Origin of the sequence: Sedimentibacter sp. B4, from assembly GCF_000309315.1 — a bacterium.
GTDB lineage: Bacteria > Bacillota > Clostridia > Tissierellales > Sedimentibacteraceae > Sedimentibacter > Sedimentibacter saalensis.
Genome location: NZ_CANG01000925.1, coordinates 32,719 through 47,447, shown reverse-complemented (window position 1 = coordinate 47,447; position 14,729 = coordinate 32,719). Strand labels below are relative to the sequence as shown.

12 protein-coding genes and 1 other annotated feature are annotated in these 14,729 nt (G+C 37.1%); all 12 genes read left to right on the top strand.

Going from position 1 to position 14,729, the window contains the following annotated elements; all coding sequences use genetic code 11:
- Nucleotides 1–215 precede the first annotated feature (215 nt).
- The 12 genes from BN358_RS15780 to mraY all read left to right on the top strand — a co-directional run bounded on the left by BN358_RS15780 (nt 216) and on the right by mraY (nt 14,709).
- Entirely contained in the window at nt 216–1,571 is a 1,356-nt protein-coding gene (locus tag BN358_RS15780) for a TrkH family potassium uptake protein (RefSeq protein ID WP_019229511.1), read from the top strand.
- 10 nt (nt 1,572–1,581) lie between these two features.
- Nucleotides 1,582–2,223, top strand: a complete 642-nt coding sequence (locus BN358_RS15775; protein ID WP_019229510.1) for a TrkA family potassium uptake protein — start codon at nt 1,582–1,584, stop codon at nt 2,221–2,223.
- 2 nt (nt 2,224–2,225) lie between these two features.
- Complete coding sequence (locus BN358_RS15770; RefSeq protein WP_019229509.1) at nt 2,226–3,017, top strand: RNA methyltransferase; 792 nt, start codon at nt 2,226–2,228, stop codon at nt 3,015–3,017.
- 61 nt (nt 3,018–3,078) lie between these two features.
- Nucleotides 3,079–3,300 (top strand) — a binding site (T-box leader).
- A 56-nt stretch (nt 3,301–3,356) separates the two neighbouring features.
- Complete coding sequence (gene pheS / locus BN358_RS15765; RefSeq protein WP_019229508.1) at nt 3,357–4,379, top strand: phenylalanine--tRNA ligase subunit alpha; 1,023 nt, start codon at nt 3,357–3,359, stop codon at nt 4,377–4,379.
- A 9-nt stretch (nt 4,380–4,388) separates the two neighbouring features.
- Nucleotides 4,389–6,782, top strand: coding sequence for a phenylalanine--tRNA ligase subunit beta (gene pheT, locus BN358_RS15760; protein ID WP_019229507.1), 2,394 nt, complete (start codon nt 4,389–4,391; stop codon nt 6,780–6,782).
- Between the two features lie 136 nt (nt 6,783–6,918).
- Nucleotides 6,919–7,665: a prolipoprotein diacylglyceryl transferase gene (gene lgt / locus BN358_RS15755; protein ID WP_019229506.1), complete on the top strand. Its 747-nt coding sequence runs from the start codon at nt 6,919–6,921 to the stop codon at nt 7,663–7,665.
- A gap of 209 nt (nt 7,666–7,874) precedes the next feature.
- The gene (gene mraZ, locus BN358_RS15750; RefSeq protein WP_019229505.1) at nt 7,875–8,312 is read left to right on the top strand and encodes a division/cell wall cluster transcriptional repressor MraZ; all 438 of its coding nucleotides are present in this window, start codon (nt 7,875–7,877) and stop codon (nt 8,310–8,312) included.
- A 12-nt stretch (nt 8,313–8,324) separates the two neighbouring features.
- Nucleotides 8,325–9,254 (top strand): 16S rRNA (cytosine(1402)-N(4))-methyltransferase RsmH, encoded by a 930-nt coding sequence (rsmH, locus tag BN358_RS15745; protein ID WP_019229504.1) that lies wholly within the window; start codon nt 8,325–8,327, stop codon nt 9,252–9,254.
- A 2-nt stretch (nt 9,255–9,256) separates the two neighbouring features.
- Nucleotides 9,257–9,727: a cell division protein FtsL gene (locus BN358_RS15740; protein ID WP_019229503.1), complete on the top strand. Its 471-nt coding sequence runs from the start codon at nt 9,257–9,259 to the stop codon at nt 9,725–9,727.
- An 11-nt stretch (nt 9,728–9,738) separates the two neighbouring features.
- Entirely contained in the window at nt 9,739–11,874 is a 2,136-nt protein-coding gene (locus BN358_RS15735; RefSeq protein ID WP_019229502.1) for a penicillin-binding transpeptidase domain-containing protein, read from the top strand.
- 358 nt (nt 11,875–12,232) lie between these two features.
- Nucleotides 12,233–13,717, top strand: coding sequence for a UDP-N-acetylmuramoyl-L-alanyl-D-glutamate--2,6-diaminopimelate ligase (locus BN358_RS15730; RefSeq protein ID WP_019229501.1), 1,485 nt, complete (start codon nt 12,233–12,235; stop codon nt 13,715–13,717).
- Between the two features lie 17 nt (nt 13,718–13,734).
- A complete protein-coding gene (mraY, locus tag BN358_RS15725; RefSeq protein ID WP_019229500.1) occupies nt 13,735–14,709 on the top strand; it encodes a phospho-N-acetylmuramoyl-pentapeptide-transferase in 975 nt (324 codons plus the stop codon).
- Nucleotides 14,710–14,729 lie beyond the last annotated feature (20 nt).

Below are 14,729 nucleotides of genomic sequence, written 5' to 3'. Positions count from 1 at the left end.
TAAGAATTACAGTTTTGTAGGGGAGAACCTTGTGTTCTCCCGCATTTAATAAATCAATGACCCCGGGCGGACACAAGATCCGCCCCTACATAATGTATTAGTCAATCAAAATAAAATTATGTTGAAAAATAACACAAAAGTGTTATAATCTAATGACATAGTAATGCATAAATCATATTAGTTTGTGCATTTTATGATATATGAGGTAAAATCAAATGAAAAAAATATACAATGTTGTATGCGGCGTTAAAAGAAACCCTTACATGGTTTTCTTTCTTGGGTTTACAACAATCATTTTAATAGGAGCGATTCTCCTTACATTGCCTGTAGCTTCACAAAACAACAGAAGTGTAGGCTTTGTTAATGCCCTTTTTACGGCTACATCAGCAGTTTGCGTAACAGGGCTTGTTGTAGTTAATACAGCTTCTCACTGGACTGTCTTTGGCAAAACAATTATTGTTGTGCTCATACAGGTAGGCGGACTTGGAGTAATGACAATGACAGCTTTAATTTCTTTTTTCATTGGAAAAAGAATGTCCTTAAAAACAAGGGTATTTATTATGGAAGAACGAAATGTGGATGAACTCCAGGGCGTTGTAAGGCTTACAAAGAATATACTGATTTTCACATTTGCAATTGAACTTATTGGAGCAATATTGTTTTCCTTTGTTTTTATAAGAGATTATGGAGTTTCAAAAGGTATTGGATATTCTGTATTTCATGCAGTTTCATCCTTTTGTAACGCTGGTTTTGACCTTATAGGTAACAGCATGATCAACTATGTAGACAATCCGATTATAACTCTTGCTGTCTGCGGGCTTATTATAATAGGCGGTATCGGATACTATGTATTCTGGGATGTATATGAAACAAAGAAATTCCACATGCTGCAACTGCATTCAAAACTTGTTATAGTTATTACAGCAATACTTTTAATAGGTGGAACAATAATGATGTTCGCACTTGAACACAACAATCCCGAAACAATGGGCAGCTTAAGCCTCTCAGGTAAAATTCAGGCAGCAATATTTCAGGCCGTAAATCCCAGGACTGCTGGTTTTAATTCTATTCCAACAGAAAAAATCAGAATGTCAACTGCAGTTTTCACGATATTTTTAATGTTTATCGGAGGTTCTCCGGCGTCTACAGCAGGAGGTATTAAAACAACAACTTTTGGAGTGCTGATTGTATCTTTTTATAATCTTGTAAAGGGTAAGAGAGATTTTGAGGTTTTCGAAAGAAGAATAACACCTGATACAACCATAAGGGCTGCTGCCATTTTAATGATTTCATTGCTGCTTGTAATAGTTGTATCATTTGTTCTTGCCATTACAGAAGAAGCCACAGGTTATGATTTTCTGGATATGTTGTTTGAAACTGTATCAGCCTTTGCAACGGTTGGTCTTTCTAAAGGATTAACTCCATATTTGAGCGATGCCGGGAAGCTTATACTTTCACTGGTAATGCTTATCGGAAGAGTTGGACCAATGACAGTTGCATATGCGTTTTTAAAACAAAATAAGAATATTGGTAATTATACTTATCCTGAAGGAAAAGTAATAATCGGTTAAGGAGAATAACATGAAACAGATAATAGTAGTAGGATGCGGAAGATTCGGTTCTTCCGTTGCAAAGACACTTTCTAAACTTGGACATGACGTAATGGTTGTCGATCAGAACCCTGACATAATAAAGGATATTTCTGAGTATGTGGCTCATGCTGTTCAAATGGACGCACTGGATGAACCTTCATTCAGGACCATGGGAATCAGAAATTTTGATGTTGCAGTAATAGCAATAGGTTCTGATTTGGAAGCTTCCATAATGGCTACACTCATAGCAAAAGAAGCAGGGGTTCCCACAGTTATAGCCAAAGCCATGAGCGAAATTCACGGAAAGCTTTTAATGAAAATAGGAGCAGACAAGGTTATTTATCCTGAAAGGGACATGGGCATGCGTGTTGCTTTTGGCCTCGTGACTCCAAACATACTGGATGTAATAGAGTTTTCTCAGGATTACAGCATTATTGAAACTGTAGCTCTTGAAGAATGGGAACAAAAGTCATTGAAGGAACTGAATCTATCAGACATGACAATTATTGCAATCAAGACTGGCGAACGCATAAACATTGTTCCTTCATCAGATGCGGTAATCAAAAAAGATGACATTGTAGTAATACTTGGAAATAACGACAACCTGAAAAAAATAAGTGAAAAAAGGTAGCCATGGATTTAATAACAAGCAAGGATAACTTAAAAATTAAGTATGTGCGTTCATTAAGCTCAAAAAAATCCCGTGACCAGGAAAATTCATATGTGGTGGAAGGAATTAAGTTTGTGAGGGAAGCAATAACTGAAAAAGCAAATATAAAATTTGTTTTATTCAGTGAAAGTGCTTTGGATAAAAATGAAGCAAAGGCTATGGAAAATGAGCTTAAAAAAGTTGATTCTGAAGTGATTGCATGCACAGACAATGTATTTGATTCTGTCTCAGATACCATTAATGCTCAGGGAGTTCTTGCAGTAATAAAAAAGAATGACACAGATGATATAAAATTGCTGAAAGACTTTAAATTTGCTGTTATGTGCGACCGCATTCAGGATCCGGGGAATCTGGGAACAATCATAAGGACAGCTGATGCATTCGGTCCTGCTGCCGTTATAATGAACAAGGGCTGTGTGGACCAGTACAATCCAAAGGTTGTGAGAGCTTCTGCAGGAGCCATATTCAGAGGAAATTTCATTCATGGTGATGATGAAGAAATAATAAGAGGATTATATGAGCAGGGGTTTAAAATTTACTCAACAGTAGTGGAGTCTGATTTTACATTTGATGACATTGAAAAATCTGATAAAATCTGTGTTGTCATTGGAAATGAAGGACAGGGAGTTTCCCGGGAAATAATAGATGCTTCCCATATGAATATTACAATTAAAATGTCAGGAAGAGCAGAATCCTTAAATGCTTCAATTGCAGCAGGAATCAGCATTTATGAAATAAGAAAAAAACTGTTGTAAAATAAATATTTATTTGATATAATCGGATTATTAAAGCTTTGAAGCTTTAAATAGAATTGAATATCAGGCAATGAAAAAGACGTAGGTATAAAATAAAGTTTTTACAGAGAATAATCATCTAGGCTGGAAATGATTTAAAACATTTATGCTGAACATTCGCTTTGGAGCTTGTGGGATGAAACAAAGTAGTCCTGCACGGTCATACCGTTATATAAATGAGGCTTTTATGAAGATTTTCTTCATAAGAGCAAATTAGAGTGGTATCGCGGACTCCGCCTCTTACAGAGGCGGAGTTTATTTTGTATAAATATGTGATTATGGAATATGAAAGGAGAATTCATGAAAGAGCAACTTTTAAAATTAAAGACAGAAGCATTGGAACAATTGAAACAATGCAATGATAATGCCGATATTGAAAAAGTAAGAGTTCAGTACTTGGGTAAAAAAGGAGAGTTGACGTTAATATTAAGGTCAATGGGTTCTTTATCCGAAGAAGAAAGACCCGAAATGGGAAAACTGGCAAATGAAGTAAGAGCAATAATAGAGGAAGAAATTAAACAAATCAAGGAAAAGGCATCACATCACGAATCAGCTGCAAAGCTTAAAACAGAAACACTTGATATAACTATGCCTGGAAGAATTCCTGAAATAGGCAGAAGACATCCTCTCATAAAAGTAAAGGAAGAACTTGAGAGCGTGTTTATGCGTATGGGATACGATGTTATAAGCGGACCTGAAATTGAAACAGTGGCCAACAACTTTGACGATCTTAATGCACCATATGACCATCCTTCAAGAGACTGGTCAGACACATTCTACATAGCAGATGACTTGATTTTAAGAACACACACTTCACCAATGGAAATAAGAGTAATGAAGGAAGGCAAACTTCCCATAAGAATGGTTTCCACGGGAAGAACATTCCGTTTTGACGATGTGGATGACACACATTCACCAATGTTCCACCAGATGGAATGCCTTGTTGTTGACAAGGGAGTTACAATGGCAAACCTTAAGGATTCCATTGACCAGTTTGTAAAGGAATTGTTCGGCAGCGACATGAAGACACGTTTCAGACCTCACAACTTCCCATTTACAGAACCAAGCGCCGAAGTTGACGTTTCATGCCCAATATGCATGGGCAAGGGCTGCCCTTCATGCCATGGAACGGGATGGAGCATGGAGCTTTTAGGATGCGGAATGACTCATCCAAATGTGCTTAGAAACTGTGGAATAGACCCTGAAGTATATTCCGGTTATGCATTTGGAATGGGAATAGACCGCGTTGCAATGGTTAAGTACGGAATTCCAAACATAAGACTTTTGTTTGAAAATGATGTAAGATTCTTAAAACAATTCTAGGAGGTTAAAATGTTAGTACCTATTAAATGGATGAGCCAGTATGTTGACATTAACACGGATGACAAGACATTGGCTGACAAATTGACACTTACAGGATCACACGTTGATGCTGTTATTGATTATAATAAAGAAGTAATAAATGTTAAAACCGGAAAAATTCTTGAAATAAAACAACATCCAAATGCTGATAAGCTTGTTGTAACTCAAATAGACATAAACGAAGCAGAACCTGTACAGATAATAACCGGAGCTAAAAATATTAGCGAAGGAGACATTGTTCCTGTATCACTTGAAGGAGCTGTGCTTCCTAACGGACTTAAAATAAAGAAAACAAACTTCAGAGGACTTCCTTCATACGGTATGATGGTTTCCTACGAAGAACTTGGATTCGAAGATAAAATAATACCAAAGGAATCAAGGGACGGAATAATAATTCTTCCAAAAGACACTCCTCTTGGAAAAGACATAAAGGAAGTTCTGGAACTAAACGGAAGTGCTCTGGAAGTTGAAGTTACATTCAACAGACCGGATTGCCTGAACATCGTTGGAATGGCGAGAGAAACAGCAGCAACTTTGGGAACAAAGTTTAAATTCCCTGAAATTTCTGTTAAAAATGAACAAGGTGACATAAAAGATTATTTAAATGCTGTTGAAATCGAAGATGAAGATCTGTGCAGCCGTTTCTATGCAAAAGTAATCAAAGACATAAAAATAGGACCTTCACCATTATGGATGCAAAGAACTCTGATGGATGCAGGAATGAGACCTATCAGCAACATAGTTGACGTTACAAATTACGTAATGCTTGAACTTGGTCAGCCTCTTCACGCATACAACCTTGAAGCACTGGAAGGAAAAAAACTTGTTGCAAGAAGAGCAAAAAAAGATGAAAAAATAGTTACCATAGACCAGACTGAAAGAACATTAAAAGAAAACATGCTTGTTATTGCTGATGGTGAAAAACCTGCCTGCATTGCAGGAGTTATGGGCGGATTTAATTCAGAAATTAGCGACGATACAAAAGTAATGGTACTTGAAAGTGCAAACTTCAACCCTAAATCCATAAGAGAAACCTCCAAGAAACTTGGAATGCGTTCTGAAGCTTCAGCAAGAAATGAAAAACCAATGGGACACATGATGGTTGAACTTGCCAGCCTCAGAGCTTGCCAGCTCATAGAGATGATCGGAGCAGGAACTGTTGTTGGAGGATATCTTGAAGCAGGTAAAAATGATTATGATGCTCCTATAGTGACATTGAGACCATACAGAAGCGAAATGCTTCTTGGAGTTGACATTCCTGTGGAAGATATGCTTAAATCTCTGAACACTCTTGAAATAGAAAGCACATTTGACGGCGAAAAAATAATTAGTAAAATTCCATATTTCAGAACTGACATTGAACAGGAAGCAGACCTCATCGAAGAAGTGGGAAGACTTTATGGTTTTGAAAACATTGAGTCAAAACCTCTTACAGGAAGCACAAGAGTAGGAAGAAAATCCGAAATCCGTCTTCTTGAAGATGACATGAAGACAATTGCATGCGGCATGGGACTTTATGAAATAACAACATATTCATTCATAAGCCCTAAAACTTATGACAACATATGTGCTCCTATGGACAGCCCTCTTAGGAATTACGTTAAAATACTTAATCCTCTGGGAGAAGATTTCAGTTCCATGAGAACAACGTTGATTCCAAACATGATGGAAGTAATTCAGAGAAACTCAAACAGAGGAGTTGATGATGCGAAACTGTTTGAAATCGGAAGCATATTCATTCCGAAGTCTCAGCCTGTTACAGAAGAGCCTTATGAAAAGCAAAAGCTTTGTATTGGAATGTATGGCAATTACGACTTCTATGACCTTAAGGGAATTGTTGAAGGAATACTTTCAAGATTTGGAATAAAACCATCATTAAAAGCTGTTAAAGATAATTCTACATTCCACCCCGGAAGAACAGCAGGCCTTTATATTAATGAAGAGCTTGTTGGAATTTACGGAGAAGCAAGCCATCAGACAATTGAAAATTATGGACTTGACCACAAAGTCTACATTGCTGAAATTGATGTTGAAAAAATCCTTGAAAACAAAAACACAGAATGGAAGTATGAAGCTCTTCCTAAATATCCATCAATGGTGAGAGACATTGCTGTAATAGTGAAGGACGAAGTTCTTGCAGGTGAAATGGAAGAAGAAATAAAAAATGTAAATCCTCATCTCATTGAATCAGTTAAACTGTTTGACGTATACAAGGGAGAACACATTGAGGAAGGCTACAAGAGCACTGCATTCTCTGTTACTTACAGAAACAAGGAACGCACTCTGAAAGATAAGGAAGTGGAAAACATCCACAACAAAATTCTTCAGGTTCTTAATAAGAAATTTGAAGCAACATTAAGATAAATAAGAGGCATTTATTTGAGATCCCTCATGGCGTTCATCGCGTGAAGGATCTCATCTTTTGTTGACTAATGATGAATATAATTATATAATGGTTAATGTTGAATTTGGAAATACTAAAGAAAGATAAGGAGGCAATATGAATCCGGTAGCGTTTACGATTTTTGGCGTTGATATAATGTGGTACGGGGTGCTCATATCTACAGGAGTACTTTTAGGAGTTGTTTTTGCTTTAAGAGAATGCAAAAGAATTGGATTTAAGGAAGATAACCTTCTGGACTTTTTATTGTATGCCATTCCTGCAGCTATAATTGGTGCCAGAGCATATTATGTAATATTTTCATGGGATTTTTACAGCAAAAATCCTGATCAGATAATCAACATAAGAAACGGCGGACTTGCCATTCATGGAGCGCTCATAGCTGGCGTGATTGTGGGGGTGTTGTTCTGCAAAAAAAGAAAAATAAAAGTACTGGAGCTCCTTGACATAGTTATGCCAAGCGTTGCTTTAGGTCAGGCCATAGGAAGATGGGGAAACTTCATAAACCAGGAGGCTCACGGAGGCCCTACAGATTTGCCTTGGGGTATTATTGTAAACGGCCAGAAGGTACACCCCACATTCTTGTATGAGTCAATCATAGATTTATGCATATTCCTGTTTTTAATGTGGTTCAGAAAAAACAAGAAAACAACAGACGGTCAGGTTCTGGGACTTTACCTGATATTATATTCTGCAGGAAGATTCTTTGTTGAAGGACTGAGAACAGACAGCCTCATGTTTTTAGGAATGCGTGTTGCACAGCTCATAAGCCTGGGCTCAATACTGTTAGGTGTGCTTCTGCTGGTTTATTTAAATAAAAGGAAAAACAATTCAATTAAGAATTAAGAGTGAAGAATTAAGAATTATTAGTTATAAAAAGACGGGTGATTGACTGAAAATGTTAATTGCTCGTCTTTTTTTATGTTTTGTAGAGGACAAGTTCAGAAATTTCTACACAGCCTTGTGGAGTAATAAAAATTTTTTTATGTTTTTTAAAATAATTGTGGTAAATAATACCCACAATGTGGTATAATGTGCCCAGTAGGTGGTAGAAAATGTTTACTGGTGAATACATACATTCATTTGATGAAAAGGGAAGAGTAATAATACCTTCCAAGTTTAGAAATGAGTTAGGCGAAACGTTTTATATTGGTAAAGGATTGGATAAATGTTTATTTGTTTATCCTATTGAAACATGGAACGAATTCGTCGGTAAACTTAGAAACCTGTCAACATTCAATAAACAGGAAAGATTTTTTTTAAGACAGTTTGTTTCTGGATTTTCTGAATGTTCTTTCGATAAACAGGGAAGAATACTGGTACCACCACAGCTGAGAGAATTCAGCGCATTAAACACCGAGGCTGCTATAATAGGGGTTATAGACAGAATCGAAATATGGAACAAAGAAAGTTGGAATGATTACTCCAACAATGACGAATTTGATTTTGACAGCATAGCAGAAAAGATGTCAGATTTGGGGATAGGATTATAAAGGAGGAGTCACATGGATTATATACACAAGTCAGTATTGTTGGACGAATCGATTGAAGGGCTTAACATTAAGACAAATGGAATTTATGTGGATGCTACCTTAGGAGGGGGAGGGCATACTCAGGAAATACTAAAAAGAGCTGCTGATGGAAAAGTAATCGGCATTGACCAGGATGATTATGCCATCGAAAGAGCAAAAGATAAATTAAAGGAATTTAAGAATTTCATACCTGTTAAAAATAACTTCAGCAACATTAAAGAAGTTTTAGAGGATTTAAATATAGAGAAAGTTGACGGAATTATTTTTGATTTGGGAGTTTCGTCATTTCAATTGGATATACCTGAAAGAGGGTTCAGCTACAATTACGATATGCCTCTTGACATGAGGATGGACAAAAACCAGACAACCACAGCAAGGCACATTGTAAATGGATACGAAGAACACGAGCTGTCACGGATTCTCTGGGAATACGGGGAAGAAAAGTGGGCAGCAAGAATAGCCAAGTTCATTGTACAGGAAAGAGAACATGAGTTCATTGAAACAACAGGACAGCTTGTTTCAATAGTAAAGAAGGCTATTCCAAAGCAAGTGAGGCAGGAAGGTTCGCATCCTGCTAAAAGAACATTTCAGGCCATAAGAATTGAAGTGAACAGAGAATTGGAGATACTTGAAAACACAATGAAGGATGCTGTTGACTGCCTGAACGTGGGCGGAAGGATTTGTGTCATAACATTTCATTCATTGGAAGACAGGATAATAAAAAATGCATTTAATGATCTTAACAAGGACTGCATATGTCCTCCTGAATTTCCAAAATGTATGTGCGATCACAGGCGCAAATTAAAAATCATAACAAGAAAACCAGTGCTGCCATCTGAAGAAGAATTGGTCGAAAATCGCAGAGCACACAGTGCAAAATTAAGAATAGGCGAGAGGGTGTAATTATGTCGGCTTTGAGGAAAGAAGCAATTGAATTTGATTATGGACAAGATACTGAGCAATATTCTCCAAATAAAAGAAGAATAAAAAGAAAAAAGAATAATAATGTTATAGAAAGCTTTAAAAACACAGTCATGCTTGCTGTAACATTCATACTCGGAATTTTAATAGTTTATAATTATGCTGTCATTACAGATAAGCAAATGGAGCTCAATACATTGAATAAAGAAATTGTTGACCTTAATGACGACATAGATCAATACAATATTGCTCTGGAGAGTATTAAAAACACTAACAGTATTGAAGAAATGGCAAAGGCTTATCTGGGAATGAATTACCCTACAAGAAAACAAACTGTATTTGTTGACTTTGCATATGGAAATGCAGAAACTACCGAAGATGAAACTGAAGTACTTGCAGAAGATGAAAATTTATTTGTTGGATTGCTTGACAAGGTAGTAAGTTTCATTAGATAGGGGGTTTCCATATGAAAAAACGTATAAAAAGCAATACTAACCTTCAAAATAAAAAAAGAATGTTGGTATTTTTGCTTTGCTTTTTTTTAGTTACAATTGCTTTGGTCATAAGGCTTGGATTCATTCAGATCATAAACGGTGAAGAATACAAGAAACAGGCTATGGAAAACTGGTCCAGAGATATTACCATAAGTGCAAAAAGAGGAACAATTTATGATGCCAAAGGTAAAAAACTGGCTGTCAGTGTTAATTCAAACACTGTAACTTGTTTTCCTGCTGATGTGAAAAAGGGAGTACAGACTCCTGAAGAAAAAGGCGAGGAATCCCAGGAAACAGAGGAAAACACAGATAGCTTTTTTACAGGGCTTCTCAAAAGACTAAACAAATCAATGTTTTCTGAAAAAGCGGCAGTAGAAAATATTCCGGTCAATACAAACACTCCTGAAGAAACTGCTGCAATTCTTTCGGAAATTCTTCAGATGGACTATGAGGAAGTTCTTAAAAAAATAACTTCCAACTATTCATACGTGGTGCTTAAGAAATGGATTACGGATGAGCAGGCTCAAGCCATAAGGGACAGAGGTTTAAGCGGAATAAACATAATTGAAGATAACAAAAGAATATATCCTTACGGAAATTTTGCACCTTATGTAATAGGATTTACAAATGTTGACCAGGACGGACTTTACGGTGTGGAAGCAACATACAACAATTACTTGACGGGTATTCCGGGACGTACTGTTGTAAATACCGATGCATACGGAAGAGAGCTTCCTTTTGGTTACAATGAATACTATGAATCTCAGGACGGTCTTGGAGTTGTTCTTACAATAGATGAGGTTATACAGCACTATGCTGAGTCAAGTGCTGAAAAAGTTCTTGCAGACTACAATGCGAAAAGAGCTACAATTGTAGTAATGGATCCAAACAATGGAGATATTTTGGCATTGGCTTCAAAGCCCGATTACGACCCCAACGAGCCAAAGGAACCTGTTGATGAGAAAACAAGCGCAGAATGGGCAGCTTTATCTGATGAAGAGCTTCAAAAAGCATGGTTCAATATGTGGAGAAATCCTGCAGTAAATGATATTTATGAGCCGGGATCTACTTTCAAGCTTATAACAACTGCGATTTCCCTTGAGGAAAATACAGCTTCACTTGAATCAACATATTTCTGCGATGGATTTGTAAGACAGATACCGGGGGAGAACATTAAATGTTGGAGATATTACAGGCCCCATGGACAGCAGACATTGTCCGAAGCAATTCAAAACTCCTGCAATGATGCATTGGCTCAAATGGGTCTTGACATTGGCAAGGATTTATTCTACAAGTATATAAAATCATTCGGTTTTGAGGAAAAATCAGGTATAATGCTTAACGGTGAGGCTCTTGGTCTCATTAAAGAGCCCATAAACATGAAGGATGTGGACGTTGTTACGCAGGCTTTCGGCCAGGGTGTTGCAGTAACACCCATACAGCTTGTGGGTGCTGTTTCAGCCATATCAAACGGCGGAAATCTCATGGAGCCAAGGATAGTGAAACAGCTCATAGATGAAGAAGGAAATGTTGTTAAAAATTTTGACACTGTTGTAAGAAGAAAAGTAATCTCTAATGAAACATCAAAAATGATGCTTCAGATAATGAAAGAAGTAGCTGAATCCGGTACAAAGCAAGCTTATAGGGCTGGTTACAGAATAGGTGGAAAGTCCGGAACAGCTCAGAAGGTTATAGATGGACGTTATGAAGACGGAAAATTCATATCTTCATTTGTAGGGGTTGCACCTGTTGATAATCCTAAAGCTGTTGCACTTGTAATGGTTGATGAGCCGGACAGAAACATAGGATACTATGGAAGTATTGTAGCCGGACCTGCTGCTGCAGATTTGCTTGAAAATATAATGAAATATTATGATGTAGAACCTGTTTACACTGAAGAAGAACTTGGCAAGGTTGAAGCTCAGACTGTAGAAGTTCCGGATCTTTTGGGACTTACAATCGCAGAAGCAACTGATAAAATAATCAAGGCGGGCTTGGAAAGCAATATCACCATTGAAGTCGAAGCTGAAAGAATTGTTAAATCTCAATTCCCTAAAGCCGGCGAAAAGGTTGTGAAGGGTTCTGTGGTCACATTGATATTGAACTAGACGGAACGCTTCGCGTTTTGTCAGGTTGATGACAAAGTAACATTTGACGTTGCCATTCTGAAGGCGACACGTAAGAATCTCATATTTTCAATAAGGATGAGATTCTTCACTATCGTTCAGGATGACAGCGTCTCGGTTTGTCAATGGTCTGACGGAACTTCTGCGTTCCGTCTTTTTGTTAAATCAATTTTACAAATTCATAAGTAATGATTTAGAAATTTGCTACATTTTTTTACCACATTTTTCAGCAAGGGTACTTTGAAAAATGGTAATGGGACATACAGTATTTATTGTATTTGAATTTTAAATATGATAAAATTGCATATAATAACATACACTTTAATAAGGGAGCAATATTATGAAAATTAAAAATTTGCTTGAAGAAATTGAATATGAAAGTTTTGTCGGAGATGAAAATATTAATATAGACGGCATTACAAATGACTCTCGAAAAGCAAAAATAGGCGATATTTTTGTTGCTATAAAAGGATACACCTCAGACGGACACAAGTTCATTGAAAGCGCTGTAAAAAACGGTGCTTCTGCCATAATGTGTGATCACATCCCAGAAGATGTTAAAGATAAAAGTAATTTTATTGTTGTCAAATCACCGAGAGAAACCATGGCGCCAGCTGCCCACGTAATTTACGGCCGCCCGTCAGAAAAAATAAATATAACCGGCGTAACCGGAACAAACGGAAAGACCAGCACTACATATCTATTAAAAGGAATTTACGACCATCTGGGAGATAAATCAGGAATAATAGGCACAATGGGCGTATTGATAGATGAAGATAAAATAAAAATTGACAATACAACTCCTGAAGCGGCCGATATACAAAATTACCTGTCCAGAATGGCTGAAAAAAATGTTACTCACTGTTTTATGGAAGTTTCTTCACATGCTCTTGAACTGAACAGAGTTGACAATGTGAACATTGATGTGGGAATTTTCACCAACCTTACAAGAGATCACCTTGATTTTCACAAAACAATGGAAAATTACTATCTAGCAAAGAAAAAATTGTTTTATATAACAAAGGTAAACAACATAATAAATGTTGATGACCCTTACGGTGCAAGGCTTTACAAAGAGTTAAAGACTGATGGAGTAAAAGCACTTTCAACAGGAATAGAAAATGATGCTGACATAAAGGCTTCAAATTTAGTTACTACTATGAAGGGTACATCATTTGATTTGAATATTTTGGGAGTTGAAAAGAAGGTTCATGTTAACACTCCTGGAAAGTTCAGTGTTCTTAATTCACTGGGAGCCCTTGGAGCAGCATATTGCCTGGGAGTTGATATTGATGACATAATTTTATCGCTGGCCGAAATAAAAGGTGTAAAGGGAAGGTTTGAAATACTTGAAAATCAGCTTGACTGCACAATAATACTTGATTTTGCCCACACTCCCGACGGACTTTTGAAGGTTATGGATACAATAGTTGAATTTGCAGAAGGCAGAAAAATTGTGATGTTTGGGGCAGGAGGAGAAAGGGATTTATCAAGAAGAGCACCAATGGGTGAAATTGCTGGAAAGTATTGCGACTTAAGCATACTTACTTCCGACAATCCACGTTTTGAAGATCCTTACGACATATGTGTTGAAATTTCTAAAGGTGTTGAAAAAGCAGGCGGAAAATACGAAATTATAGTTGAGAGAGACAAAGCAATTTATTATGCTATTGACAATTCCAAATCTAAGGATGTAATATTGTTGGCGGGAAAATCAACGGAGCCTTACCAGGATATGGGCACAGAAAAAGTTCCATATGATGAAGGATACATTGCGAAAATGGCAATAATAGATGTAGAGAAAAAACGAGGATTAAGGAATTAGTCACAAAGGAGTTTAACATGCAAGGCAGCGGACAAATAATAAGAGTAATAATTGTATCATTTTTAATAGCACTGTTTCTTGGACCGGTTGTAATACCGGTGTTGAAGCGCCTGAAAGTAGGACAAAGCATCAGAGAGGAAGGCCCTAAGTCTCACTACAGCAAGTCAGGCACTCCTACCATGGGAGGAATAATAATTTTATTAGCAACACTCATTGCAATAGCTACCAGCGGCTACTACACTCAGGAAATATGGGCAGTGATGTTTTTCATATTTGGATTTGGATTTATTGGATTTTTAGACGATTATATAAAAGTGGTACTAAAGAGAAATCTGGGACTAAGGGCCTATCAGAAAATTTTAGCCCAGGTGGTGTTTGCTGTACTTCTGGCACTGTATGGGTCAAAGTACAGCGCAGACGGCACGAAACTTGTAATACCATTTGCCAATGCTGTAATAGATCTTGGCGTATTGTATATTCCATTTGTTGTGTTTGTAATTTTGGGAACTGTAAATGCCGTAAATTTAACTGACGGCCTTGACGGACTTAACACGGGAGTAACTTTGATTGTTATGGCAACATTCAGCCTTATAACAAACAGCCTGAGAGATATAAATGCAATTTATGGCGGAATTGCCATAGTGAGCGCTGCAGTCACAGGAGCATGTCTTGGATTTTTAAGGCACAATGCAAATCCTGCAAAAGTGTTCATGGGAGACACGGGATCTTTGGCACTTGGAGGAGCAGTTTCTGCTGTTGCAGTTCTTTCAAACATGGTTTTACTAATACCAATCATAGGCGGCATTTATTTTGCAGAGGCTCTGTCTGTTATAATACAGGTGTTACATTACAAGAGAACAAAGAGAAGAATTTTCAAAATGGCTCCCCTGCACCATCACTTTGAAATGTGCGGCTGGAAGGAAACAAAAGTAGTGGGAGTATTTTGGATTGTAACTGTTATATTGGCATTTATAGGCATTTATTCTATATAGTCACATAAAATAATAGTGGA

Bases quoted from the DNA above. Each gene is read 5' to 3' on its own strand.
- BN358_RS15780 (WP_019229511.1), top strand. From the start codon at position 216: ATGAAAAAAATATACAATGTTGTATGCGGCGTTAAAAGAAACCCTTAC.
- BN358_RS15775 (WP_019229510.1), top strand. From the start codon at position 1,582: ATGAAACAGATAATAGTAGTAGGATGCGGAAGATTCGGTTCTTCCGTT.
- BN358_RS15770 (WP_019229509.1), top strand. From the start codon at position 2,226: ATGGATTTAATAACAAGCAAGGATAACTTAAAAATTAAGTATGTGCGT.
- pheS (WP_019229508.1), top strand. From the start codon at position 3,357: ATGAAAGAGCAACTTTTAAAATTAAAGACAGAAGCATTGGAACAATTG.
- pheT (WP_019229507.1), top strand. From the start codon at position 4,389: ATGTTAGTACCTATTAAATGGATGAGCCAGTATGTTGACATTAACACG.
- lgt (WP_019229506.1), top strand. From the start codon at position 6,919: ATGAATCCGGTAGCGTTTACGATTTTTGGCGTTGATATAATGTGGTAC.
- mraZ (WP_019229505.1), top strand. From the start codon at position 7,875: ATGTTTACTGGTGAATACATACATTCATTTGATGAAAAGGGAAGAGTA.
- rsmH (WP_019229504.1), top strand. From the start codon at position 8,325: ATGGATTATATACACAAGTCAGTATTGTTGGACGAATCGATTGAAGGG.
- BN358_RS15740 (WP_019229503.1), top strand. From the start codon at position 9,257: ATGTCGGCTTTGAGGAAAGAAGCAATTGAATTTGATTATGGACAAGAT.
- BN358_RS15735 (WP_019229502.1), top strand. From the start codon at position 9,739: ATGAAAAAACGTATAAAAAGCAATACTAACCTTCAAAATAAAAAAAGA.
- BN358_RS15730 (WP_019229501.1), top strand. From the start codon at position 12,233: ATGAAAATTAAAAATTTGCTTGAAGAAATTGAATATGAAAGTTTTGTC.
- mraY (WP_019229500.1), top strand. From the start codon at position 13,735: ATGCAAGGCAGCGGACAAATAATAAGAGTAATAATTGTATCATTTTTA.